This window comes from Emticicia soli, from assembly GCF_037860775.1.
Taxonomy (GTDB): domain Bacteria; phylum Bacteroidota; class Bacteroidia; order Cytophagales; family Spirosomataceae; genus Emticicia; species Emticicia soli.
The window spans coordinates 554,165-580,982 of record NZ_JBBEWC010000001.1 but is presented as its reverse complement, the minus strand read 5'-3'; the positions used below and the strand labels follow the sequence as shown (position 1 = coordinate 580,982).

At 37.3% G+C, this 26,818-nt stretch carries 20 protein-coding genes; 10 read left to right on the top strand and 10 right to left on the bottom strand.

Going from position 1 to position 26,818, the window contains the following annotated elements; translation table 11 throughout:
• Positions 1 to 72: 72 nt before the first annotated feature.
• From WAE64_RS02390 to WAE64_RS02380, 3 genes are all read right to left on the bottom strand, one after another.
• Entirely contained in the window at positions 73 to 564 is a 492-nt protein-coding gene (locus tag WAE64_RS02390; RefSeq protein WP_340234111.1) for a DUF2911 domain-containing protein, read from the bottom strand.
• Positions 565 to 640: 76 nt separating this feature from the next.
• Positions 641 to 1,378: an ABC transporter ATP-binding protein gene (locus WAE64_RS02385; RefSeq protein WP_340234109.1), complete on the bottom strand. Its 738-nt coding sequence runs from the start codon at positions 1,376 to 1,378 to the stop codon at positions 641 to 643.
• An 82-nt stretch (positions 1,379 to 1,460) separates the two neighbouring features.
• Positions 1,461 to 3,953, bottom strand: a complete 2,493-nt coding sequence (locus WAE64_RS02380) for a tetratricopeptide repeat protein (RefSeq protein ID WP_340234107.1) — start codon at positions 3,951 to 3,953, stop codon at positions 1,461 to 1,463.
• A 202-nt stretch (positions 3,954 to 4,155) separates the two neighbouring features.
• Here WAE64_RS02380 and WAE64_RS02375 point away from each other — a divergent pair, with 202 nt between their 5' ends.
• Positions 4,156 to 4,815, top strand: a complete 660-nt coding sequence (locus WAE64_RS02375) for a phosphatidylserine decarboxylase family protein (protein WP_340234104.1) — start codon at positions 4,156 to 4,158, stop codon at positions 4,813 to 4,815.
• Between the two features lie 27 nt (positions 4,816 to 4,842).
• The gene (locus WAE64_RS02370; RefSeq protein ID WP_340234102.1) at positions 4,843 to 5,193 is read left to right on the top strand and encodes a YraN family protein; all 351 of its coding nucleotides are present in this window, start codon (positions 4,843 to 4,845) and stop codon (positions 5,191 to 5,193) included.
• Here WAE64_RS02370 and ruvB read toward each other — a convergent pair.
• Both ruvB and WAE64_RS02360 read right to left on the bottom strand, forming a co-directional pair.
• A complete protein-coding gene (gene ruvB / locus WAE64_RS02365) occupies positions 5,190 to 6,215 on the bottom strand; it encodes a Holliday junction branch migration DNA helicase RuvB (RefSeq protein WP_340234100.1) in 1,026 nt (341 codons plus the stop codon). The two genes, WAE64_RS02370 and ruvB, sit on opposite strands and share 4 nt — an antisense overlap.
• A 152-nt stretch (positions 6,216 to 6,367) precedes the next feature.
• Entirely contained in the window at positions 6,368 to 8,917 is a 2,550-nt protein-coding gene (locus WAE64_RS02360) for a PKD domain-containing protein (RefSeq protein ID WP_340234098.1), read from the bottom strand.
• Positions 8,918 to 9,392: 475 nt separating this feature from the next.
• Here WAE64_RS02360 and WAE64_RS02355 point away from each other — a divergent pair, with 475 nt between their 5' ends.
• On the top strand, positions 9,393 to 10,445 hold the full coding sequence (locus tag WAE64_RS02355) for a PorP/SprF family type IX secretion system membrane protein (RefSeq protein WP_340234096.1): 1,053 nt from the start codon (positions 9,393 to 9,395) through the stop codon (positions 10,443 to 10,445).
• Between the two features lie 49 nt (positions 10,446 to 10,494).
• Here WAE64_RS02355 and WAE64_RS02350 read toward each other — a convergent pair whose 3' ends face one another.
• Positions 10,495 to 11,715, bottom strand: a complete 1,221-nt coding sequence (locus tag WAE64_RS02350; RefSeq protein ID WP_340234093.1) for an SGNH/GDSL hydrolase family protein — start codon at positions 11,713 to 11,715, stop codon at positions 10,495 to 10,497.
• A gap of 497 nt (positions 11,716 to 12,212) precedes the next feature.
• Here WAE64_RS02350 and WAE64_RS02345 point away from each other — a divergent pair, with 497 nt between their 5' ends.
• From WAE64_RS02345 to WAE64_RS02330, 4 genes are all read left to right on the top strand, one after another.
• Positions 12,213 to 13,691, top strand: a complete 1,479-nt coding sequence (locus WAE64_RS02345; protein ID WP_340234091.1) for an APC family permease — start codon at positions 12,213 to 12,215, stop codon at positions 13,689 to 13,691.
• A 182-nt stretch (positions 13,692 to 13,873) separates the two neighbouring features.
• On the top strand, positions 13,874 to 15,565 hold the full coding sequence (locus tag WAE64_RS02340; RefSeq protein ID WP_340234089.1) for a hypothetical protein: 1,692 nt from the start codon (positions 13,874 to 13,876) through the stop codon (positions 15,563 to 15,565).
• Between the two features lie 195 nt (positions 15,566 to 15,760).
• Positions 15,761 to 17,683: a hypothetical protein gene (locus WAE64_RS02335; RefSeq protein ID WP_340234087.1), complete on the top strand. Its 1,923-nt coding sequence runs from the start codon at positions 15,761 to 15,763 to the stop codon at positions 17,681 to 17,683.
• A gap of 4 nt (positions 17,684 to 17,687) precedes the next feature.
• Positions 17,688 to 20,015 carry an alpha-amylase family protein gene (locus WAE64_RS02330; RefSeq protein ID WP_340234081.1) on the top strand — a complete coding sequence of 776 codons (2,328 nt, stop codon included), beginning with the start codon at positions 17,688 to 17,690 and terminating at the stop codon, positions 20,013 to 20,015.
• Between the two features lie 67 nt (positions 20,016 to 20,082).
• Here the strand turns inward: WAE64_RS02330 and WAE64_RS02325 are convergent, their stop codons facing one another.
• On the bottom strand, positions 20,083 to 20,529 hold the full coding sequence (locus WAE64_RS02325) for a small multi-drug export protein (protein WP_340234079.1): 447 nt from the start codon (positions 20,527 to 20,529) through the stop codon (positions 20,083 to 20,085).
• Positions 20,530 to 20,655: 126 nt separating this feature from the next.
• Between WAE64_RS02325 and WAE64_RS02320 the strand changes: the two genes are divergently transcribed.
• Positions 20,656 to 21,534: a DUF481 domain-containing protein gene (locus WAE64_RS02320; protein ID WP_340234077.1), complete on the top strand. Its 879-nt coding sequence runs from the start codon at positions 20,656 to 20,658 to the stop codon at positions 21,532 to 21,534.
• A 99-nt stretch (positions 21,535 to 21,633) separates the two neighbouring features.
• Here the strand turns inward: WAE64_RS02320 and WAE64_RS02315 are convergent, their stop codons facing one another.
• The 3 genes from WAE64_RS02315 to WAE64_RS02305 form a co-directional block, all read right to left on the bottom strand.
• The gene (locus WAE64_RS02315; protein ID WP_340234074.1) at positions 21,634 to 22,848 is read right to left on the bottom strand and encodes a pyridoxal phosphate-dependent aminotransferase; all 1,215 of its coding nucleotides are present in this window, start codon (positions 22,846 to 22,848) and stop codon (positions 21,634 to 21,636) included.
• A 317-nt stretch (positions 22,849 to 23,165) separates the two neighbouring features.
• Complete coding sequence (gene msrA / locus WAE64_RS02310; protein WP_379977857.1) at positions 23,166 to 23,729, bottom strand: peptide-methionine (S)-S-oxide reductase MsrA; 564 nt, start codon at positions 23,727 to 23,729, stop codon at positions 23,166 to 23,168.
• 307 nt (positions 23,730 to 24,036) lie between these two features.
• Positions 24,037 to 25,242, bottom strand: coding sequence for a serine hydrolase domain-containing protein (locus WAE64_RS02305; RefSeq protein ID WP_340234068.1), 1,206 nt, complete (start codon positions 25,240 to 25,242; stop codon positions 24,037 to 24,039).
• A 134-nt stretch (positions 25,243 to 25,376) separates the two neighbouring features.
• Here WAE64_RS02305 and WAE64_RS02300 point away from each other — a divergent pair, with 134 nt between their 5' ends.
• Entirely contained in the window at positions 25,377 to 25,838 is a 462-nt protein-coding gene (locus tag WAE64_RS02300) for an Lrp/AsnC family transcriptional regulator (protein WP_340234066.1), read from the top strand.
• Positions 25,839 to 25,936: 98 nt separating this feature from the next.
• A complete protein-coding gene (locus WAE64_RS02295; protein WP_340234063.1) occupies positions 25,937 to 26,818 on the top strand; it encodes a polyphosphate kinase 2 family protein in 882 nt (293 codons plus the stop codon).

The window sequence follows — 26,818 nt, the reverse complement described above, 5'->3', positions numbered from 1 at the left end:
TTTAAGGCACTATAAACACAAAAAAAGCAGAAGCACACGCCTCTGCTTTTTATCACTACACTTACCTAAACCCTAAAACTCCATGGGAACACTCACGCTTGTGGTATCCCAGGCGATGGTTAAAACCTTATCATCAGTAGTGATTGTTAGCTTTTCAAGTGGTTGCGACAATGTTTTTACTGGTACTGTTACCTCTGCTACGTTTTTATCTTTGATTTTATCGTAGTTATAAGCACCCCATTGTTTCAACTCACTATTCAATATGATTGTCCACTCTTTTTCTCCTAATTTAGAGAAGAGTGTATATGTTCCTGCTTTTACTGATTTACCACCAAATTTAACATCTTTATGAAACGTAATCTCTGTTGCTTCGTCCGCCCCTGTTCTCCACACTGTTCCGAATTTCTCTAAGCCACCAAAAATTACACGTCCTTTTTTAGACGGTTGTCCATAAGTTACTTTCACGTTTTTGCTTTCAGCAGTTACGTGCGGGCTTGCTTTCTGAGCAAAAACCAATGAAGTAATTGAAAATAAAAATGTAAGGAGTAATACTGTTTTTTTCATAGTAAATTAAATTAGTTAATGGTATATGGGTATTAACGAAAAAACATTGTGTTTAGTTTGAGCACCTATTTAAATTTTATTCTTTAGTTTTTTCGGCAAATAACTTCGCCATTTCTCTAGGGTTGGTCGGCGTATTATTTACCTTGTCTGACTCAACCAAACCATCTCTCAAACGCACAATCCGGTGCGAATACTTCGCAATATCTTCTTCGTGTGTTACCATTACAATTGTATTACCTTTAGAATATAGTTGGTCAAACAACTCCATGATTTCATAAGAGGTTTTGGTATCAAGATTACCTGTAGGCTCATCGGCCAGCAGTATACTTGGGTCGTTCACCAGAGCTCTTGCAATAGCTACACGCTGGCGCTGCCCACCCGATAGCTCGTTTGGTTTATGGTGCGCACGGGTTTCAAGCCCTACACTTTTAAGTATGCTCATGGCCTTTTCGGTGCGCTGCGACTTTGTATAGCCTGCGTAAATCAATGGTAGGGCTACATTATCCAAAGCAGATTGACGAGGCAAAAGGTTGAATGTCTGAAACACGAAACCAATTTCCTTATTTCTTACTTCGGCTAGCTCGTTTTCACTCATGCGGCTCACATCTTGGTTATTCAAAATATAACGCCCCCCGGTCGGCGAATCAAGACAGCCGATGATATTCATCAGCGTAGATTTACCCGAACCCGAAGGTCCCATAAAGGCTACATATTCTCCTTTGTTTACCGAAATTGTAACTGATTTTAAGGCATCAATTATCTCGCTACCCATGATGTAGCGTTTAGAAATATTGGTAGTCTCAATTATTTTCATTATACATTATGAATGAGTGAGTGCATGAGGATGTGAGGCAACATACGTATTGCCTCACTATTTCAAGTTCAAATATATTTCATCATTCAAAACCAACCTTGCTTTTTTCCATCAATGCTTTTTGGGCTTGATAGGTGGAAAGAAATGCTTGATAATCGGTAGCGGTAGTTAATACACGAAGTTTTTCCAGCCCTTCATCAGCATAATTATCTACCCCTATTTTTAATGATTGCAATACATAGAGCTTCCATAGTTCAACACTATTGTCGTTGACTTGCAAGGCATTGAAAATAAGCGTGTACGCATCGTTAGGCTTATTTAGTTTTACATTATATAAGTCAATAGTTTTGCTTAACACAATCTGGTTTAAGGGTGCAAACGCTAATGCTTTATCAAAATCATTTTTGGTTTTTGCGTTTTTTAGCAGCTCTTCGGCCTGTGTTTGCTGGTATTCGGCAATGACTGCCTGATAGTCCTGCTTTTGTAGCACTTCGGCCGAGGCCCTGTCTCCGGCTTTTGTGAGATGTGTTACAGCTTTATCGAATACGCCCTGCTGCAAATACCACATGCCCACTACCTGATTATAAAGGTATTTTTTCTTAGTTGAATCATTAGCCAGAATAGTTAATTGCTTTAAGCCTTCTAGTTTGTTTTCTCTGTAATAATTCTGCGAGGCAATGGCAAATTCTAAATCTTCAAAAAAGCCCTGATTCGCTGCTTTTAATTGTATTTTTTGTAAATCTTTGCTCAAAAACGGTGCTTTTGCATTTGCTACCGTTGTGAGGTTATAGATTAATGCAAACTGGCTTACATTCAAGGCTGAATCGGCACTTAGCTTTAAAGCTTCAGTATTAATGTCATTTCTCTTACTAGCTAAAGCCGACTGGTTAGCCGAAAGGCTAACTGAGTTTTTAGATGGTACCAATAGTTCTTTAGATATGCTATCGGTCTTTGCATATTTAAGATTATATGCCAATAAATTAGCATCGGCCAAATTGCAATCGGTGCAGTTTTGTTTAGCCAGATTCAGGTAATGTAATGTTGAATCAGTTACTTTGGTTTTTTCGTACAACCAAGCCAAGTTTGTTAATAGTTGTTGGCTTTCAGGAAACTTCTTTACACCCTCTTGCATCGTAAACAGGGCATCAAAAAACATATCTTTCTCTTGTAGTACTTTGCTTAGCCCTGCATAGGCAAAGGGGCTTGGGTTTTTCTCTAACGAATTTTTCAGAAATGCGCCTGTGTTATCTTTATCGTTCATTTCCATAGCCAAAGTAGCCAAAGCATAGTTCGATTTATGGTTTCTTACATCGTTATGAGTAGCTTCTTTATAAAAAGCTTCGGCATAAGGTAAATCGTTACTTGCTTTATAGAAATCGGCAATGGTATTATAATACCCTGCACTTGCTTCGTAGTAAGCATAAAAGCTTTTTAATGACAATAAAGTAATAATACCAACCAATGCACCCAAACGAAACAAGGAAAGTTCTAAGAATTGCGGTCGGTATAAGATACGGTGTATAGGCAAGCCTTTTTGCAATGCTTGTATATAATTAAGTATTACATATAGAAAAAAGGCAAAACCCATAGCCACATGCGCTACTATAATAAAACTTTGCAAGGCATCAATCAGAGGGTCGTTACCTGTGGCAAATGCAAGGCCAATGGTAGCTGTTGCAATAATAGCCAAGCCCATATAAAGCCATACGCCTACAGTTCTGAAATTAAAGTTATTTGTCTCATCGGCAGCATTTCTAAAGCCCCAGATACCCAAGATGGTAGAAATTACATACAGAACAATGGGACTGATGGCAAGAATATTCCAATCTATATATTTGTATCTTTCCAGAAATATAAGCAGGATATTGAGTAGATAAATACTTGAAACTATAAGCAGTTGGTTTAATGAGTTTTTGCCTCTGATACCCGAATTTGACACAACCCAAACCAATGAAGCCACAATTTCGTGCGAGATTAAGAGCACAAACAATACTGTAAAAACAATAGCCGATAGCAAGCCATAAGAAGCTATGGCCAAAAATGGATGACTTATTTTTGATAAATATTGAATTACAACCCCGGTAACAATACTTAATAGCACGAAGCACGAAAACCTTTTAATAAAGCTTGCCTTAACTGCAAAGTTATTGAAGTAAAAAGCCAGTCCGGCAAAAGCTGCAAAAGCTCCCAGAAAACCTGCTTGGTTGGTAAGATTAAATACATTTTCTAAACGAAATGTAACCAGTACCGCTGCCAACCCTACCATACCCCCCAGAAACCAGTAACGAGGCAAGTTTGAAAATGCGGCCAATACCAGGTTAAGACCAATAATAAACAAACCCAGAAAAACATACGTTGGCACGATATTGGTTTGCATTGTAGAAGCCAGAAAACGCTCTTTTACCAGATAGGCATTTCCGTTGATGGTATATTTCAATTGTCCGTCAGACACACTATCGGCAATTGTCGGGATTTCATCTAGTTCACTGAGCACATCCCAATGCAATACATTCTCAAGACCACGGTACCAATAGAGCCCTAACAGGGCTAATGCTAGTACAAGAACAGCAAGCATACACAAGCATATTATTTTTTCTGTTTTAGACCAATTCTGCCAAAAAACCAAACGATACATAGACGCCTTGAAAGTTTTCCACGTGAAACACCCACTTATCCACAGGTTATTCACATGGGTATGATAAATATTTGAGCCGTGAAGATAACGCAAAAACATTGTTTGATTATATTTGTGGTTCTAAAAAACCAGCAGATTAAAAATGACACTACATAAAGAGGGTACAGGAACCATATCATTAACAATTATCGGATTAGTAATTCTGAACGGATTAGTAAGATATTTTTTACCAGATAATACCCTTGTTCACAATATCCTGATTGGAGCCAGCATTGTTTTTCTGATCATTATTCTTCAGTTTTTCCGTAAGCCTACCCGAACAACAACTATCAATTCGAAACAGGTGATTGCCCCTGCCGATGGTAAAGTGGTAGTTATTGAAGAGGTTGTTGAAACAGAGTATTTCAAAGGCCCACGTCGACAAGTGTCTATCTTTATGTCGCCGATTAATGTGCACATTAATTTTAACCCAATCTCGGGTATTGTATCATACTTCAAATATCATCCGGGCAAATACCTTGTAGCATGGCATCCGAAATCAAGTACTGATAACGAACGCACAACCATTGTTGTAAAACACGATAACGGCACAGAGGTGCTTTTCCGCCAGATTGCCGGAGCTTTAGCTCGCCGTTTATGCTGGTATGTGAAAGAAGGGCAACAAGTGCAACAAGGCAATGAGTTTGGATTTATCAAATTCGGCTCCAGAATTGACATTTTCTTACCGCTTGATGCCAAGATTCTGGTTAATATCGATGACCGCCCTGTGGGTGGCGAATCAGTTATTGCTGAGCTTGCCTAATGATAGAGATTTTCTTCTTAAACGCTGATGGCACAACATAACGACACTGGAAATCAGGCCGAAGAAATGGCTGCCAAGTTTCTTAGCCAAAAAGGCTACGAAATCCGTGATAGAAATTATGTTTTTGGCAAAGGCGAAATAGACATTATTGCTCAGAAAGATGATTGGTTGGTGTTTGTAGAAGTAAGAGCCCGCTCCGAAGTTTTGCATGGTTTCCCGGAGCAGACTATCTCAAAAGCAAAAGCCAGCCTTATCATGAAAACAGCCGAAAACTATGTTTATCAGAAAGACTGGCGTAGCAAAATACGTTTTGATATAATTGCGATTATTGTAGGGCAAGCATTTGAAATACGTCATTTTGAAGACGTTTTCTTTTAGAATAACTCTCCCATTCGGTATTTAGGCAAAATATTCAGGTGTTTATAGGCTTTCTCGGTTGCCTCTCTTCCACGTGATGTACGTTTCAGATACCCCTCCTGAATCAGGAATGGCTCGTACACCTCTTCTATTGTCTCGGCCTCCTCGCCTACTGCCGTAGCAATTGTTGACAAGCCAACTGGCCCACCTTTAAACTTATCGATGATTGTTTGCAGAATACGGTTATCCATTTCATCTAGTCCATCCTGGTCAACATCTAGTGCGGTAAGGGCTATTTCTGCAATTTCGATTGTAATTTTTCCATTGCCTTTTACTTGTGCAAAGTCACGGGTACGTCTGAGTAGGTTGTTTGCAATACGAGGTGTACCACGGCTACGGCGTGCTATTTCAAAGGCACCTTCGTCTGTAATGGGTGTATTGAGTATATGAGAAGACCTTCTCACTATGGTAGAAAGAAGCTGTGCATCATAATACTCCAAACGTGAGTTGATACCAAATCTGGCTCTAAGAGGCGATGTTAGCAAGCCTGCACGGGTTGTTGCACCAATCAGGGTAAATGGATTCAGGCTGATTTGTACACTTCGGGCATTAGGCCCCGAATCAAGCATAATGTCTATCTTGTAATCTTCCATAGCTGAGTAAAGATACTCTTCTACTATGGGGTTCAGGCGATGGATTTCGTCAATAAACAAGACATCAAACGGGTCAAGGTTTGTCAGCAAGCCTGCCAGGTCGCTAGGTTTATCTAAAACCGGGCCTGATGTTATTTTGATATTTGTACCAAGCTCGTTGGCAATGATATTCGAAAGTGTGGTTTTTCCCAAACCCGGAGGGCCATGAAGCAGTACGTGGTCAAGCGCCTCTTGTCTTTGTTTAGCAGCTAAAACAAAGATTTTTAAATTTTCAAGAATCTTATCCTGACCTGTAAAGTCATCGAACGAAAGCGGTCTTAGTGCTTTTTCTATTTCTTTTTCTACAGGCGAAAGCACCTCTTTATCTCCTTTTATATAATCTTGTCGCATGAAATCGGTGAGAAACCTCTCTTTTTATTTACCAAATATACAATAATTTTCCGGTGGTTTCTACACAAAAACGATTAAAGTAGCATCATCAGAAATCTCTCACAAAGGTATAGAGAGTATCTAAAACTGTAGATATAATAAGCAAATAAATCTTAGTTTATAAGCATTACTCCCCCTGTCTTGGTTATCTTGGGTCGATACGGAAAATATTTACTCTTATAGCTTACTACAAAGGCGTACATCATAGGTGCCATGATTTTTCCTTTATATTTGCCATCCCAACGCATGTCAACATCAAAGGACTCAAATATAATTTCACCCCAACGATTATAAATTTTCAGGTCAAAATCTTCAATATGCGCACTGTGTATCTGAAAATTATCATTTATACTATCTCCGTTTGGAGAAAAAGCTTCAGGGGCAAATAACCTTGGCTCACAACCCTCTTTTACTAAAGTTTTATCTTCTACAGGGCAAGATACAATTCCACTTCTTGACTCATAGTTGTTAGATACTGTCACAGTGTATGTACCTAATGCATCAGCAAAAATAGTTGGGGTGGTTTCACTAGTAATCCAGCGGTATGTTGGGTCAAAAGTTCTCTGTGCTTTAGGATCTAAAAGTGTTTTGGCACCTTCAATAACACAAACAAAAGCGGAATCTGGTAGATTAACAACCGGAGTTGGTTTGATGTAAACAGAATCTTCTACTACAAATGTATTACAGTGGTCTTTAAGGGCATTACCTAAAATACCATTTATTACAGGACTGTTGAGGTTTTTACTAAGTAGTGTTTCTGAATAAACCTTTACTGTCATCTTAATATAATATTTTCCTGCTTTCGCATATGTGTGCGAAACTTCATTTCCTGCTCCTGTAGTTCCATCACCAAAGTCCCATGTGGCTTCCGACTTCATTGGGCTACAAATCCCTTGTGTTTTAAACACAGTAGGACTACCTTCACAAGTACCATCAAAAGTTGCACTAATGCCTTCTCCTTCGTCTTCTTTCTTAGCATGTATTACATTCGGGAATCCCAATTGGCTTGTTCCTGTCACATCAGCCCCAAATCCAAATCTAACCGGAACATAGCCTACTGCACTAGCATTCCCGACAACTTCGGGGACAGATATATATGCAACCCTATCACTACCATCAATGGCCATATATATAGCGCCGCCACTCCCGGCATTGGTAGGCCCCATCTGTAAAGCACCAAAGACTTGGGTAGTCGACTCATCTATCAGTATTTTCTGATCAGCAATTGCATTCGGGTCTCCCAGATTAAGGTTTAATTGATACAGAAATGATTTTTCGCCATTAGCCGGATTACCTTTTAATGTTGTGTACAATTTCTCACCATCTTGCGAAAACTCAACACCATAAACCGATGGCGGAGAAGCAACTTTTAAATCAATACTCAACGAAAGTGTCAGTTCTCCGTTTTCAATATTAAGGTCATACACCTCAATATAGTTTTTCCCGTCTTTTACTATTGCCATCGCAAGCTTATCTCCTTCGGGTGAAATTCGCATATAACCCGTTTCCGAAAACTCATCCAGACCAAGAGCTTGTATGGTTTCTGTTGTTCCGGTTGAATCAACCTTCAAGACTTTAAACTCATTTGTTTCAGCATCATGCGAGTAAATGAAGAAGCCTTTTTCATCTTTTGTTTTTCTGGCAACAATTTGCTGAGTACTATTAATAGACACAGGAATACCTCTTTCTACTACAGCCCCCTTTCCATTGTCTCTTCTTAAATCAACAATGCTATATGAGAGAAGCCCTGTATCTTTATTTTGTGTATAAACATAATAAAGATGATGGGGACACTCATTACACGAGCTTTTAGGAATAATAAGCGAAGATTGCGCAGAAGTATTGGTACCTCCCAAGGTTTGATTTGTCGGGTCAGGGTCATCAAGTGGCAACATAAATGGCAATAGTTGGTCATCTTTACCATATATTTTTACCCCATCGGTATAAAACACTAATTCTCCTTTGGGGCTATAAACCATTGCTACACCAGCCGGAGAATCTACCGGATTGCTTTCTGTTGCTTCTACTGGAATATACCTTGGGTCTTCTTGCTCAGGGTCTTCAAAAAGACCGCCGCCATTAGCCAATGTATCTCTTGGCAATATGGTTGTTGAATCTAAGCCAAAAGAAAGAGTTGCCCCCTTACCAAAATACCATTTTTCACCACCACCGCTACTACTAGCCTCTTGTAAACAAAACTTCACATTGATTTTTGCTGTACGCGAACATTGACCCAAGGCATCAAAAACCTCTACCGAATAACAACCTGTTTTTGTAACATCTATAGTTGGCGTAGTCTCGCCACCAGGAAACCATAGATAAGTGGCATTACTAGGTGCGCTGGCACCTCCCTGTAAAACATTATACGGATCAAGTTTGAGGGTTTTACCATCACATACGGTGGTATCACCAGATATTTTCTTGAAGAATTTTGGTTGCGGTGGAGGTTGACTGATAGTAACTTGCTTAGTAACAGTCTCAACAACGCCACTAGCTAAAGTACGGGTTAATGTAACGGTATATTCGCGAGGTACAGTGTAAGTATGCCTCGGGTTACGAGTAGTGGCCGTGTTGTTTCCACTGGTAGGGTCACCGAAGTCCCACTGCCAGGCTGTTGCGTCTTTTTCTGTATCGAAAAAGACTGTCGGCTCATTACAATCCACACTTGGAGGTTGCCAACCCTGAGGTAGAGGATCAGGAGGCGTAGGAGGCGTAATACTTATACATTTCTTACCACCTATAAAAAACTGACCAAAGGAGAATTGTGAAATACAGGATAATGTGGCCGCAATAAAAAAAATCCTTAGATTAGTACCAATACCACCCCACATAGTTCGTTAAATATTATAATACTAACTTATTAAAAATAAACAAAAATTATATCACTTTGTTTCTATAATTTTTAACGAGCCATAAAATGAAAATATTTGATAGCCCCTCGTAAAGATTTCGTTAAGTGTATATAATTGACTTTTTTGCTTGCTTTTACACCAAAAACCAAGGCTACAACGTTATTTGGCAAGCGAATAAGCAAAATTGTAGTATATTCGTATTAAAACCTTTTCGTAAAATTTAAAATAGTGCTTTGGAATGAAATTTGCTTTAGAAATACATCATTATATCCTATAAAAATAGGCAATGGAAAAAATTTATTTACGAATTGTCCTCTTGTGCTCGGTTTGCTTTAGTAGTTTGGCACAAGATCCCCAGTTTTCGCAGTTTTATGCTGCACCCTTATACCAGAACCCTGCTTTTGCGGGCGGCGCCTATGCACCCAGATTGATTGCCAATTATCGTAACCAATGGCCTTCTATTAATGCCAATTTTATTACTAGTTCGTTTTCTTTTGACCATTATCTTGAAAGAATAAACAGTGGTATCGGGATTTTAGCTACGAACGATTCTCAAGGGCCTGGCCGGCTAAAGAGTACTGAAATAAGCGGGATTTACTCTTACCAATTAAGATTAAACGAAGAAAGTTTTTTACGCTTGGGTGCGCAAGGCACTTTTTCGAGTAAAAGCATTAATTACCTTGGATTAACCTTTGGCGACCAATATGATGATGGCGGGTTAACGGGAAATCCTACCAACGACCCATTTGGCCCAATTCTTGACCAACGCATACCCAATATTAATTTTGTAGATTTTAGTGGTGGTGCATTATATTATAATAGCAAATCATGGTTAGGTGTCGCTGTTCACCATATCAATCAACCTAAATTTAGTTTTTCAACAACTACTGCAAGTATTGATTCATATATACCTATGAAGTTCAGCGTAAGTGGGGGCTTGAAAATACCATTAGATAATCCGTATTCAAATGCTGCTAATGCAGAAAGAGAGTTTTCGGTATCACCGGCTTTTTTATATAAAAGACAAGGTAAATTCGACCAGCTTGATTTAGGTTTTTATGCAACCTACTCTCCTATCACGCTAGGGCTTTGGTACAGAGGTATTCCGATTAAAAAGAGAGACATTACCCGTACCAACCACGATGCTCTTATTTTTCTTGTAGGCGTACGCCAAGATAACGTCTCGATTGGATATAGCTACGACATCACCGTTTCGAGTTTGGGTATGTCAACAGGTGGCTCGCACGAAATCTCAATAGCTTATCAGTTTGACCCTATCGAAAGAAAAAGGTCAAGAAGCAGAAGCCACAAAAAGGAGCTATCGTGTCCTAAATTCTAAAATCTGATTCTGATTATATTTTCTAAGGCTTGAACGTCCCTCAAGCCTTTTATATTTTTATACGTTTTGCTAAACTATCGGCCAATATCGCGTGGCCTTTAGGTGTGATATGAAAATCAAGATTATAATAACATTCTTCACAATTTATAAACTTCGAGGTGTCGAGCAATTCTACATTTTTTAACTGATGTTGTTCTATTAGTTTTTTGACTTTAATAGAAAAAACATCAAAAGTTTTAAATAAGCCTAAATCAAAAACTATAATTTTCTTATCAGGATAATCGGCTTGAATTTTTTGCAGAATCTTGACGAAGTCTTCTGATGGCTCGCTTGTAATCTGTTTTGTACTTGGAGCAGCTGCTGCTTTTGGAGTAGTCAGGTCGGCTATTAGGTAAAGTGTTCGCTTGGCAAATAAAGAGTATGTGTATCTGAACGGATAATAGTTTAAAACCAATTGGTTGTATATCTGTGCCGCTTTGTAGTCTTTTTCGCTTCTTTTGTTCAGTTTAAAATTATTAGCAACATAAGCCTGATTCTCTACATCGTCATTACTACAATATTGAAGCACTATATATTTACAAGAATCTAAATCGAATCTTTTCATAAGCAAAGACTCTCGTGCTGTGCCATAAGAGGGTACTCCCAAATTAAGCGCTTTCTTTTGTAACTTCTTTTCTACCAGACTGGCAAAGTTTTCGTCCTGGTTTACACCAAGCCCTGTTGTGAATGAATCGCCGATAAAAACTATTTCAGGTTTCACAAGAGATTCCTCATCATCTCTTGCTCCTTTCGAGTTAATGGTGTATTCGTTTGTAAAATCAATATGCTGAAAACTGAATTTGCTTGGTTCGAATGTATAGAAGAGTTCTTCATCATAGCAGCTACCTGTTTCGAAATATTGTACCGAGCCCATGTCAGATCCAATATTACGGGCTATCTGCTCGGCATAGTTGGTAACCGGAATGATAACAGTCCTGAAAGTAGGATATTTATATATTTTATGAACACGCTCATTTAATAGATATGCAAAAGGCATAAATAACCGAGTGGCGGCTTCGAAACAAATGCCAGTGATTAAAAATTTAACAGGTTTAACGTCGATGATTCGGGCAAAGAAATAGCCTAATACCAATATAGATGCCGACTTTAAGAAGATGAGTGTGTAAATACCGAAAAAAGAGCTAAGAAAGAAGGCTTCCCGAAACAAAGTAATACAAAAAAGCAAAATTCCACACAGGAACCCTACCCAATGGGTTTGTTTTTTGGTCATTAGTTTTCAATTGTTTTGTTGTATATTTAAACCGAAACACGCCGTGCCATAAGCACCGCATAAGTGTGAATTTGAATGAGTTTGTAAAGGTATCTGAGAAGCGTACTATGAAAAATGATTTGAGCAGCTACTCATAGTATTGGAAGCCAACCCGGAGGCAAAATTAAGTTAAAGCCCTTAAATAAAGTATTAAGGATTAGTTAACTAAAAAGAAATCTTATTTAATGGCTAGCTTTTAAGAATTTACACCTATGTTGCAATTATATTTTCTATAATATAACAACTTTTGTATCAGTTACTTTTAGCTGCAAGCCAAGCAAAACTGGGAGTTTAATTTTTAAGTTTCTTAATACTATACGTAATAGTTTTTTTAAGTAAAGAGCCAAAAAATGAAAGAATATTTTGTTTTTTGAGTAAAAGGTTTGGTAATACAAGGCAATTTTGCATTATATTGCAATATAATTCGAAAACAAACCAAAAACAGCTCTAAAAATCGTATGGAAAACAGTATTTGGCGTAAAAAGCCAATGTCTGCTTATGAGGCAGATATTAAAAATAGCCAACTCAAGCGTATAATGGGTAAGTGGAGTCTTACCGCTATCGGAATTGGGGGTATTATCGGAGGTGGTATATTTGTATTAACAGGTACTGCTGCTCACTATCATGCCGGTCCGGCATTGGCACTTTCATTCATTATAGCAGGTATAGGCTGTGTATTTGCCGCACTTTGCTATTCAGAATTTGCCTCTATGCTTCCGGTTGAAGGCTCGGCGTATGCTTATGCCTATGGTACTATCGGTGAGCTTTTCGCATGGATTATCGGTTGGGGTTTGATTCTCGAATACGCCATGGGAGCCATGACCGTTGCCGTAAGCTGGTCGGGCTATTTTAATAAGCTTGTCCATTTATTCGGTATTGATATTCCTTATTATCTCAGAAACGACCCTTGGTCGGCAGCAAGTTATGCACAGGCAAACGGGCTAGAGCCTGCTTCTTTTGCGCTTAACCTTCCTGCTTTTATTATTACCTGGCTTGTAACCTGGATTCTGGTAAAAGGTATTAAAGAAGCTGCTAACACCAACAACCTGATTGTAATAATAAAATTAGGTGCGGTTATCTTCGTAATTTTAGTAGGTATTTTCTTTGTAAATTATGCAAACTGGGAGCCATTCATTCCTGAGCCAACAATGGTTATGCACGAAGATGGTGTAGCCAAAGAAGCCTATGGCTGGAAAGGGATTTTTAGCGGTGCTGCTGCTATTTTCTTTGCTTATATTGGTTTCGACGTAGTTTCTACTTCGGCAGGTGAGGCAATCAATCCTAAAAAAGATATTCCGTTTGCTATTATTGCTTCTTTACTAATCTGTACTATTCTTTACATATTGGTTTCGTTGGTATTAACTGGTATGATGAACTATAAAGATATTACTGGCGATGCCTTGAAAGCTCCTGTAGCAATGGCATTTGATAAAGTTGGCCAGCCTTGGGCAGTATTTGTTATCACAGCCGCTGCAACAGCAGGGTTGATTTCGGTAATGCTTGTGATGATGCTTGGCCAAACACGTGTGTTCTTGGGTATGGCAAAAGACGGTTTACTTCCAAACTTCTTTAAAGAAGTACATCAAACATGGCAAACACCTTGGAAGAGCACCCTATTGGTAGGCTTAGTAGTATCATTAGTTGCATCTTTTACTCCTATCGGTATCTTAAGTGATATGACTAGCTTTGGTACTTTATTTGCCTTTGCTATGGTATGTTTAGCGGTATTGATTCTGCGTTTCAGAGACCCGAATCGTGATAGACCGTTTAAAACGCCAATGGTGTATATCATTGGGCCACTTGGTATCATTACAAACTTTGCACTAATGGCTCTTTTAGATAGCAAAGCACAAAAATTTGCAGTGGGTTGGATGGCTCTTGGCTTTATAGTTTACTTCTTATATAGCAGAAACAAAAGCAAGTTGAACGATATGTAACTATATTGAAATATTTATAGAAACGGGGTAGGTTATTAAAACCTACCCCGTTTTTGTTATATTTTTGTTTTGTGTGTACATCTGTTTATTTATCCTGAAACATTGATTTTATGTATTTTATTAACCGGTAAATCACAAAAAAGTACTATTTACTGACTTATTTACTAATTTTGCTTGCCTTTATGCAGAGAGTAAAAACAGCAAAACCAGAACTCCAAGACGACACACTTTGTTTTATGACTAAATATGGCATATATCTATACCTCTTTTTATTTCTACTTCCTATAGCCGTTTTTTTATTTGTTTTTTCTTTCTTTGGCTTAAATATTCCTTTCGAAGACGACATGGGTATTCTTCATTCATTAATGATTGATTTACCAAATGCTAAAACTTTTCATGATAAGTTTTTTATCTTCTTTATTCCTCAGAACGAGCATCCCATTGCTATCTACAAGTTTTTTATATGGGCTTATTATATTGTTTTTGCTAATATCCATATAAAATATATTACGCTGATAGGCAACCTTATTTTTTTATGTTCGCTTGGTTTCTTCTTTCGCCAATTACAACTTATTAAAGTTTCGTGGGTGTGGCTTATACCCATTCCTTACTTTTTGTTGTCGTTGTATTCGTACGAAAACGCATTATGGGCGCTTTGTACTTTTCAGCATACGGTTATTATCAGCTTATATCTTTGGGGTTTATATTTTACGGTTGCGTTCCGAGAAGCTTCATATAAATTCTACATAGGCGTATTATTGCTGGCTTGCACTTATGTGTGTAGTGGAAATGGATTTCTGGGTTTTGCCATTGCATTTGTTATTTTATTACTCGAAAAACGAGTAAAAAGCGCACTGATTATAGGAGCAATATTTGCCCTCATTAAATTTACATTGCTCAACAATCAATATTTGCATGAGCCAAATCCTATCAAGCAGATATTGGTTTCTTTCCTGATGCTATGTGGTGCAATTGTTAAAGTTTCAAATCAGCAAGCTATAATCATGGGCTTAGGTGCCGTGCTAATCATTGGCATTTCGTTATTTTTCTTCTATACTGTTTTCGGAAAACTAAATAAAGAAGAACGTCTGTATTATTTACTAGCAACCGGCTTATGCCTTTTTGGATTTGGTACGCTTTTAGGGTTAGCCGTTTTCAGAGATATAGCCTCTTCGGCTTTTCCTGACCGCTACCGTGTTTATACCCATCTACTCTGGATCGGTCTCTATTTATTTACTGTACCGTTTTTAGTAAGAATCACCTTTCAGCAATATATCTATCGCTTTATGGTTTTTCTGGGTATAGGCTATTTTGCATATTCATTCCTTAACGTGATGCCCAACTTGCTATTTCAGTTTCATAAACGAATGCTTATTTCTGTTAATTATTATGCTGCCAATACAACCCTAAATGGTTGTTTTTATAGAGAGTATTTTGATGAAACGTTAAGAAATTTGGCTGAAAGAAAGATTTATCAATTACCAAAACCGGCATTTGATTCAAAGAATTATTTGAAAGGGAATCCGATTCGGTTAACTGTTACAAATCCTGATTCTGACACTTTTTATTTGTCGTCAAATGACGGAAGCCTTAGCGGCAATCCTAAACAAAATGCTCTGTTTGTAATGTTGAAAGATTCAAGCAATAATACCCCTTTGCTTATCCCGGTAATGCAAAAACAAAACTCCCTGAAATCTTTTTTATTAGGTGGCTATCGGTTTTCGAAAGGTTTTCAAACGATTTTATCAAAGACTTGTTTTCCTGACGGTAATTATAATATACAGATAGCAAGGCTTGAAGACAATAAACTTTTAGTGTCTGACACCCCGTATTTGTTTGATTTTAAAATTTTCAAAGTCAGTTCTTACAAATAATTTTTTTGGCCAAAGGTGTGATTCGGTAATTTCAAACCTGCCATAATAATAAAATAGCAAGTGGCTTTTTCTTAAAGCTTCACTTTCAATTATATTTAAAGTCAAGCGAAATTTAGTACCTTTGACCTCTAAAAAGGTAATTATATGCCTTGTGTTATAAAGCACAAAGCCTTCGATTGAAAATTTATCGTACTCATGTTGAAGAAAACACTCAGCTTAAATATCAATTCTTTTATTCTAAAGCTTGTTTATATTCTGTTTCTGCTTGTTTTAATTTTCCCTTACTACCGCATTTCTGATATTCCGAGTGCCGGAATTGATAATTCGTGGCGTATAGCCTTGGAAATAGCTTATCAGAAGGGTTTCGTTTTTGGTAAAGACATTATTTATACTTACGGCCCTTTGGGGCGTCTTACGCAACGATATGCCATTGCAACAAGTAATCTTGAGTTTTTTGCTTTCGATCTTTTTTGTTTTGCCTCTATCAGTTTGTTGTTATATTATCTTTTACCTAAGCCTCTTAAATTGTATCAGCTTTTAATCCATTTTGTGATATTCTTACTTATCACTTCTATTTATGGTGAATGGCTCAGTTTTCTGATATTTTATGTGAGTGTGTTTTTTGGGCTTAAATTTTTACAAACAAGCAATAGATGGTTTCTGGCTTATACCATTCTGATGGCCATTGTCATTTTTTATATAAAGGCCAACTACGGTATCATTGCCTTATTATTTATTGCAGTATTGCTACTATACGCTTATTTCACTAAGCGTATTTCGTTGGTTTATACTGCTATTTTCGGTGTTGGTACCGTGCTGATTTTATTTGTGAGCGCTTATGCATTAAATACCGATTTATTAAAGTATCTATATGCCAGTGTTCAGGTAATAAAAGGCTATAACGAGGCACAATCGCTGTTTCCTGATAGCCGGATGAAATCAGTGGCTTCGTCTTATTTGATATTTGGTGTACTTGTTGTAGTTTGTGCCTATTTCCTTTTTTCTATTATCCGCAAAAAGCAATTTTCTGTTCAATCTTTCGATACGTTGTTTTTGTTGGGCTGTGTAGGAGTATGTAATTTTGTATTATTGAAATATGCTTTTGTAAGAGCCGACGACGGGCACCTAATGTCGTTTGTGAGAAGTGCTTCGCTCGTATTTCTATTATTGCCTGCTTTTGCACAAACAAGTTGGTTAAAAGCGTCCGGGTGGGTGCTGTTTTCCTTGAATTTTATAAGTTATGTAGTTTTTTATCAACCTATTTATGGTAAAATTCAGATTCAGGTTACTGATAATCTTCGAACCAAATCTTATATTTTACCCGAATATTTTTCGGCCATTACCAAAACGCCTACACAAGCCATAAAACCGTTTTATCCACAAGATGTACTCAACATAATTGGCAATAAAAGTGTAGATATTGTACCGAACGAAATCACAGATATATATTTTAATAAACTCAATTACAACCCTCGGCCGGTTGTGCAGTCATATCAGGCATACAATGAGTTTTTAGATAATAAAAACAAGGAGAAGTATCTTTCAAACACTGCCCCCGATTTTGTAGTTTACAACATAGAGGGTATCGATGGTAAATATGCTTGGGGAGACGAGACTCAAACATTGCTGGGTCTGCTGCAAAACTATGAGCCTGTAAAAGTTTTTGATGGACGTCTACTTCTCCAAAAATCGAACAAACCCAAAACACTAGAACTGCAGAAACAAAGAAAAACATCTTGGGAATTAGGCAAGCCATTTAATTTAGTTGCCGATACGCTAGAAAACCAAAAATTGGTTCATCTGATAAAGGTGAAAGCATCTTATAATATAACAGGTAAGCTGCTGAATCTCTTTTTTCAACCACCTCATCTGTCGATGAATTTGCTTACTGAGGCCGGAGAAAGCAGTGCGTATCAGACAATGCCCACTTTGCTTAATAAAGGATTAATAGTAAATGCAAAGATTGATTCGGTGGAAAATGTGCAACAATTTTTCGAAACTCTAAACGTTGCCAATAAAGGGTTACGAAGTATTTTGTTCGAAGAGATTGTTCGTTACCGCAGTGGATTTAATAAAAATATAGAAATAACAGAAGAGTGGTATGTAATAAAATTTTAGCTTCATGAGAATATTTACTTTTTTTATTACCCTGGTATTATTTATAAATACTGGTGGCTTCAACACAAGTGCCCAAAGATATATTTGCCATGGTCTTGGTAACCTAGAAGACAATGTGAATCATGGCATTAGTGTAATGGATAAAATGGTCAATGCCGGCTGTAACTCAACTTTGCTGACTGTTTGGTGGGATAAGATTTATCAGAAACCCAATTCAAAAGCCAATTGGGCACAAATCGATAACCAGATTAACCATGCGGTAAATGTTCTCAAAATAAAAGTAGCCCTCAGAATTCACCTTGGCCGACATATCTCGTTTACGCCGGGTTTCTGGAATGCAGAAGAAGCTGTGTCTGATTTCAGAGGCAAACCGCTTACCTACTACTATGATAACAATCACTTCAGTTTTGCGCATCAACCCACTATTGAAAAAGCCGGAGACTTTGTAAAAGAAGTATGTGAACGCTATAAAGACCTACAACAAAAAGGGCATATCATTTTTGTTTCGGTAGTAAATACCCCGCAGCAAGAATTAGGCTATGCTTATGAAAATCAGCAATATCCAAGCCCGGGGTATCCTGCTGTTTATGACCATTCAAAGTGGTCGATGATTAAATGGAAAGATTGGGCTAAAACAAAGTATCAGACCATTCGTACCCTAAATAGCTATTGGGGTACAACTTATAAGAGCTTCTCAGAAGTTGAGCCTTATGTAAACTGGTTTAATACCAAAGATTCGTTTAAAGGCCGCCGTGGTAAAGATTGGTATGTGTTCAGGCACTTATTGTTAAAAAACTATATAGACTATTTTTCGGCTGCTGTTAAAAGTGTTGATCCGAATTTTAAAGTAGCCTGCGAATTTGGCGGAGTAGGAGATAACCTGGCTTTGCTTAGGGCTACTTATGCATTCAAGAATCTATCAGAAAAAACTGATATTGTCAAAACAAGTGTCGATGGGTATCAGGCTGATATGGTTTATAGCAACTTACAGCCACATCAGAAATATTTTACAGAAGTAGCACATTTTGATTTACCAACTCCTGATGCGCTTAGAAACTATGTAAAAAAAGCCGTAGAGTACGATTTACAGTTTATTATGCTTGGGATAGACTATGATAACGGAATAGATTTTGAAAAGATTTTACCTGCTGTGCAAGAAGGAGCAAAATGGATAAATACATCACCACCACCTATTGTATTTGCCGACTCTATAAAGTATCGTCTTTCGCAGTTAATTGACGGCCAAGATGCGGCTTTAGAAGACTGGAAGGCGAAATCGCACAATGGTAGAGATAAGCTGAAATTTATCTACGACGAAGACCTTTTGCTTGAAAAACAAATAGTAGATAATCCATTACCTGATTTGCCTGATCCAGACCCGGTAAACCCTAATCCTAATCCTCCTGAGCCTCCAAAACCACCGGTACAAGAAGGGCCTAACGAAGCACCTTTTGTAAACATTAAAGACTATACCTATCAGACAGTTGTAAACCAGTCGTTTATTTTCAGGCTCCCTGAAACGTTGGTGCTAGACCCTGATGGCTTTATTGCTTACATGGAAGTAGTAGAAGGGCCAAGTTGGGCTAATTTCAATAAATTTGAATTCAGTTTCTATGGTAGGGCTTTCTCGCTCGGAAAAACTAAAATCAGGATTCGTGTTTATGATAATAAAGGGGCTAGCATCGAGACAGATATTTATATTGAGAGTATTCCGCCGGTTATTGATTTTGAATTGATTAAGGCTGATTATTTTGATGTTCCGATAGAAGGGTGGGGTATAGTTGAAAACAACCGAACACTATATACAGAAAGTTTGCCAGAGAAGCTTAATATTCTGGCACGCTGTAATCTGGACTCTGTTAATTTCCATTTCGAACTTACAGGCCCTTACAGATTCAAGAATGTTTCTCAGCGTGCGCCTTACAATTTGTTTGGTGAGGGTAGGGGTATCACATTCCCGATTGGTAGCTATACACTTACGGCTAAGGCTTATAAAAAAGATACGCTCATTACTTATAAAACTGTTCAGTTTAAAGTTAAACGCTCAACAGATTCTACAGAGAATATATTAAACGACTGGGTTGCATATCCAAATCCTTTCGAGAACGTCTGTAACATTAAATTGCCAGCAGAGGAAGATTTCAGTACACTTGATTTCTCGCTTTATACAAATGCCGGCAAACAAATATACCTAAGTAAAGATTATATGAAGCTGGTGAATGGAGTAGTGTATCTTGACCTAGGCCTTATGGATATAATCGCCGGAAGCTATATTCTGGAAATCAGAAAAGCAGGAACTTCGTTAAAACGGCTAAGGATAGTTAAGATTTAGCTATTTATTATAAATAGAAAGGGAGCGAACTTTAAAATTCGCTCCCTTTCTATTTGTAACTTATTGCTTAGAACAAAATATCTTTTGCATAGTATAAAAATAAACACTGAATGACGCCCCACACGCATGCACTTACCAACATATTGATAATAATATCTCTTTTGTGGTATCTGAAAGCCAGCGCTAAAATTGCACCACCTATTGGGCTAAAAAGTATAGGAGTTAAGAACGAGATGCCTAATAAGCCAAATTTTCGTCTTACTCTTACCGCCAGTTTATTTGAGCGTGTAAATTTTTTCTTTTTCTTTGGTTCTCCCTTTTGAAAAACCCTTGTAAAAAATCTTTGTATGTAATCTCCAAAAAACGTTATTAATGCCACTGTAATCATCATTCCAATTACCGAGCATATAGCCGTTTCAATCCATGTAATTTTCAGAGCTAGCCCTGTTAACGGGCCTCCGAAAAACTTTATCATACTTGCAAAAATCACCGAGAGATACTTAGCCACTTCCATTGTTTTTCGTTATTAAGATGATAATCGCTTATCATGTCTTTTGTGTAGATTATACGTTTTTAATTAACACTTTAATCAAATGATTAGTTATAAAATAGAAAGATTTTACAAAATTTGCTAAATTTTATGAATAAGAAAACACCGATGAAACTAAAATTATTAATCTTAATTTTTTCTTTATTTGCAGTTATTGTAAAAGCTCAAACCACCGAACCTGATACGCTTAAACCAGAGAATCTTCCGCCCGTGCAGGTTTCACCCGATAGCACCACAACGCAAGAGGAGCAAGCCGAAGAGGAAGGAAAGCAAGAAGAAGAACAACCTAAAGACGATACCCCTGCTAAATTCAAATTTCGGATGTCGGCTGACGGTACACTTACATCAGGTAACGTAAACCGTGCCTTAATACAATTGGCATCTGGTATTGACTGGAATCTGAGCCAGATACTTAAATTTTCGAGTAGCCCGACCTTCGTTTATGGTCAACAAAATAAACAATTAAACGAACGAGAAGTTTTTGTTGATTTCCGGACAACGGTCTTGTACGAAAAAACATTCTATTATCTGGCCTTTGGCTCTTTGGAAAAAAGTAATCTCCGCAAAATCAATCAACGGCTTATTGGTGGGGCAGGGGTAGGCTTAAAGCTCTTACAAAGAAAAAATGCATATATATCTGTAACAAACGTATTGCTCTATGAAGGAACTGATTTCGTAGTGAATAACGATATTCCTGATATAGACTTGTGGCGGAACTCTACCCGTATTTTTGGTGAGTACACCCTGGGCGATGGCAAAATGTTTATTTCGCACATATTGTTTATACAGCCTAGTATTACCGAAAAAAACTTTCGTTGGAATGGAAATCTGGTGTTCCGCTATCAGATAACCAAGCGAACGGGTATCAGAAGTACGCTCGAAAACTCCTACGAAAGTGTGGTATTAAGTGGCCGTAAAAACAACGATTTCCGTTTGACATTTGGTGTTGTATTTGAGTTTAAAAAATAAACTACAAATAAATATTCTTTAAAAGTATTATACTTTTAAAACTGCATTTAATAAAAAAGCACCTGCATAAACAGGTGCTTTTTTGTATATTACCGATTATTATTTCAATGTAGCTAAAGCTTCTTTTACTCTGCCCATTGCTTCTGTAAGCGCTTCGTCAGAAGCTGCTGTTGAGATTCTCAAACATTTTGGAGCACCGAATGAGCCGCCACCTACCATAGCAACATGGGCTTTTTCAAGCAACCACATACATAGCTGGTCGGCGTCGTTGATAGTTACTGTACCATCAGATTTACCAAAATAAGAGCTTACATCAGGGAACGCATAAAATGCGCCATCAGGTACATTTACTTTCACACCCGGAATCTCTCTTAATAAGTTAATAACTAGTTCTCTACGACGTAAATAAGCCAGCTTCATCATTTCAGGTGCCGACATATCCTCCCATGCTACTACGGCAGCACGTTGCGAAATAGAGCTTGTACCCGAAGTTACCTGACCTTGTAGTTTTTCTACACCATCTGCAATCCATTTAGCTGCTGCTATAAATCCTAAGCGCCAGCCTGTCATGGCAAAGCCTTTTGCAAAACCATTTACAGTAATAACTCTCTCTTTTATTTCAGGAATAGAACCAATACTGAAATGGCCTTCCGGTGTAAAGTTGATGTATTCGTAGATTTCGTCAGCCAGTATAAATACATTCTCATGTGCTTCTATTACTTTAGCTAAAGCTCTTAATTCTGCTTCGCTGTAAACAGAGCCAGTAGGGTTATTTGGCGATGCGTACATTACCACTTTAGTGCGGTCGGTAATTGCTGCTTCCAATTGCTCAGGTGTTACTTTGAAATCGTTGTCAAATGCACCTTCAACAATTACAGACTTACCATCTGCCAACTTTACCATTTCAGAATAGCTAACCCAATATGGCGCAAGAATAATTACTTCGTCGCCCGGGTTTACTAAACATTGTATTACGTTTGCTAACGAATGTTTTGCTCCTGTAGAAACAACAATATTTTCAGGCTTCCAATCCAGATTATTTTCACGCTTGAGCTTGTCTGCAATTGCCTTGCGGAGTTCTGGAATACCTGCTACTGGTGTGTAGTGGTGGAAACCATTGTCGATAGCTGCCTTAGCAGCATCACAAATATGCTTTGGAGTTTTGAAATCTGGCTCTCCAACAGATAAGTTAATAACTTTGTGTCCCTGCGCCGCTAATTCGCGCGATTTTTTCGACATACCAAGCGTGGCTGATTCTTCCAACGCGTTGATTCTGTCAGCGAGTAAACTCGCTGTTTCAACTAATGCAGACATGATTTTTTGAAATGAAAAGTATAATAATTGTTTATCTTTTAGCCATAGACAGTTGCTTTCAGATTGATAGCTAAGTACTTATAACTAAAATTCGGGTGCAAAATTAGTCGCTTTCAAACAGAAATACCACCTTTTTCTATTGTTTTCATAATTATTATTTATAATCTATATATATAGTAGTGCTAAAAGCCAATTTAAGAGCCGTTTTTTCACTTATTCTATTTAACATAATGTTTGCTTATTTTTATTTTTCGGGCAAATAAAAAAGCCGCCTTGTCGGTATCAACAAAACGGCTTTTTGCTATTTTCTTTATTGTCTATTGATATTTCTTAGACAATTTATCTTTAAATACTTTTTCAAATTTTTCAACCTTTGGTCTTACTACCATCTGGCAATAAGGTTGCGAACCATTCTGGTTGAAATAATTCTGGTGATAATCTTCTGCTACATAAAACTCTTGCGCCGGCTCAATGGCTGTTACAATCGGGCCATTAAAAACATGAGCGTTGTTTAACTCCCCTTTGTATTTTTCGGCCAAAGCTTTTTGGTTAGCATCATGATAAAAAACTACCGAGCGGTATTGTGTACCAACATCGTTACCCTGGCGGTTTAGCGTGGTAGGATCGTGGGTTTTCCAGAAAACCTCAAGTAATTCTTCAAAAGATATTTTTTGCGGATTGTAGGTAATCCGGGTAACCTCTACGTGACCGGTTTGTCCGGTACACACTTCTTTATATGTAGGGTTCTTTGTTGAACCACCCATATAGCCTGACTCTACTTTTGTAACTCCGTCTAATCTCTGAAATACTGCCTCTACACACCAGAAGCAACCTGCGCCAAATGTTGCAACAGCTTTATTTTGTTCTGTTTCTTGATCCATTATTGTTTCCTTTTTATTGAATTTGTATCCGGTCAGGGCAAAGATTCCGATAGCCCCGCCAATAAATATGATTGATAGTACCTTCATAATAGTTAACAAAATTTATTTATTGAACGTTTTATTGAATAAACGAATTATTCCACATTTGAGTTTGTCTGACAAAAATAGTTATATAAAAAACATGGTTGAAAAGCAGATGTTTTAATTACAAACATACTACTTATCAACCATATTCAAATTAATATTGAAAACTCATTTGCTGTTAAAGTATATTTATTCTTATAACAAAATCGAGTTCCCGCATATATCAGGGCTTTGCCTTTGCCTGCTTTAATTTTTCTCCGGTCTTATGTAGTTCATCATAAATACCATAAAAATATTTATTCATATCTTTATTTGGTAAAGCTGTATTAGTAAATAAAATAACAGCAACATCTTTTGAGAGGTCTGAAAGCATTTCAGTTTTTATACCAGGGTCAGAACCACCATGACCGATTCTTGTAGTGTTTAATTTGGTAGACCAGAAAATTCCTGCATTCTTTTCATTTAGCTTTACGTTGTCTGGTTTATCATCTACGGTGTAATGAAACCTCAGCATTTCATTTACAGAAGCTTTTTTTAAAATTCTTGTTTTTTTGTATTCACCCTCATTAAGTAAAGCAATAAAGAATTTCGATAAATCTGCAACTGACGTCCGAACACCACCATCAGGGTAAGTTATTTCGCCATACAACTCTATATTTTTAATAATGTCGTTTTGTTTTTCATAGAGCTTTGAATGATTGTATAAATTAATATCAGCAAAAAACCAACCTGTACTATTCATTTTCAGAGGCTTTAAAATTTGCTGCTTAGTATATACATTTAGTTTTTTTCCCGTGGCTATTTCAACAATATATCCGGCAAGAGCAGCTCCAATATTTGAATATTCTCTGTAAGTACCTGGCTTATGATTTAAGAAATTTTCTTTTGAATAAAACTTACCTGTCGGCTCAAAATAGTTTTTCAAAAAATCGCCTAATTGAACAGGGGAGTCGCCACCATAGTGGTACACACTGTCATAAGTAGGGTAGGCGTCAGTAATGCCCGAGGTGTGTATGGCCAATTGCCTTAGTGTAATTTTCTCGTCAGGAAAATATGGATTAACTACTTTAAACGGAAGATACTTATTGATGTCTTCATCGAGTGAGAGTTTATTTTCTTCAACGGCTCGCATCAGAGCCACCCCTGTAAAAGTTTTACTGATAGAACCAATGTTCATAATCGTATTCGGCGTAAAAGGTTTGCCAGCTTCTTTATCGGCATATCCATAGCCTTTTATCCATACCACTTCTTTATTTACAATAATGGCGGCTCCAAGGCCTACCATTCCAGATTCTTTGAGTTTTTCTTCTATAAATACATCTAGTGGTTTTGTGATAGTTTCAACAGTAGGATTAATACTTTGAGCATTTGCTTTTAAAGCATAGGTAGTTATTACGCATAGCGCAACGATTGTAATTAGCGTTTTCATTTTTTGTTTTAATTTAAAATAGCTTTTCATAAAATAACTATGCAAAATTATAAGCTCTAAAGGATATTTTTTGACCAAAATACATTACCTCAGCGCACAAATTAACTACATTTAGGGCCAAAAATCGGTAAATTATGCAAGCACTAGACGAGTACGACAAAAAGATATTGAATCAGCTTCAGAAAAATAATAGAATAACAGCAGAAGAATTAGGCCAGATGATAAACCTCAGCACAAGTGCTGTACAAAGAAGGCTAAAGAAACTCAGGGATGAGAAAGTAATAGAAGCTGATATTTCAATTGTTTCTTCCCATGCTATTGGTATGAGTATTACCTGTATTGTAGATGTAACACTTCATTTAGGAAACTCAAAAGTAGTTGATGCTTTTAAGTCGCTTATTGAAGCGTGCCCGGAAGTAACCCAGTGCTATTATGTAACAGGCCTTTACGATTTTGTAATTATAGTTAATACCAAAGACATGAAACATTATGAAGAATTCTCAAAAAAATATCTGATGGATAACCCGGATGTAAAACAGTTTTATACGCATGTGGTAATGGATAAAGTGAAAGTAGGTTTGGGTTTGAATATTTAAAAACTATCATGGTCTAATATTGTTCTATATACAGTTCTAAGCAAGTATCTTAAATTTTGCCTCATTGTATAGAACCTTACCTTAAAATTTAAACATCTATGAAAAAAATAGAAGTAAACGATTTTTTATTTGATGGAAGCGGAAAATTTTCTATCAGCGATACCAAAACTAAAATTAAAGATTTTTATCAAGATAAAGAAGATTATGAAACTTCGTTGGCCGATTTAAATAAACAAATGGACGAGCTCCAAAGTATGATGTACGCACATAATCGCTTTGGCTTACTTGTGATATTTCAGGCAATGGATGCGGCAGGGAAGGATGGTACATTGAAGGCAGTATTCTCGGGCGTGAACCCGCAAGGCTTAAATGTACACTCGTTTAAACGCCCAAATGATACCGAGTTAGAACATGATTTTTTGTGGCGCACAACTTTACAACTACCTCAGCGTGGAAGCATCACGGTTTTTAACAGGTCTTATTATGAAGAGGTTCTGGTAGTAAAAGTGCATCCCGAAATAGTAACACAAAACCAGAGATTACCTGTTGAGTTGACCGACGACATGGATAAACTCTGGAAACATAGGTATGAAGACATTACTAATTTTGAGACTTATCTGCATAGAAACGGAATAAGAGTGGTTAAGTTTTTTCTGAATGTATCGAAAGAAGAGCAAGCCGAAAGATTGATAGAGCGTATACAAGACCCAACAAAAAACTGGAAATTTGATGAGCAGGACGTAAAGGAACGGGGCTTCTGGAACGATTATCAGCAGGCTTATGAAGACCTTATAAATGCTACTTCAACTCAAAAAAGCCCTTGGTATATTATTCCGGCCGATGATAAAAAAAATATGCGGCTGATAGTAGCGAAGGTAATAGTTAATGAACTTAAAAGGCTCGACATGAGTTACCCTGAAGCAACAGCCGAGCGCCATGAGCACCTGAAAAAACTGATAGGAATTATTGAAAGCTTATAA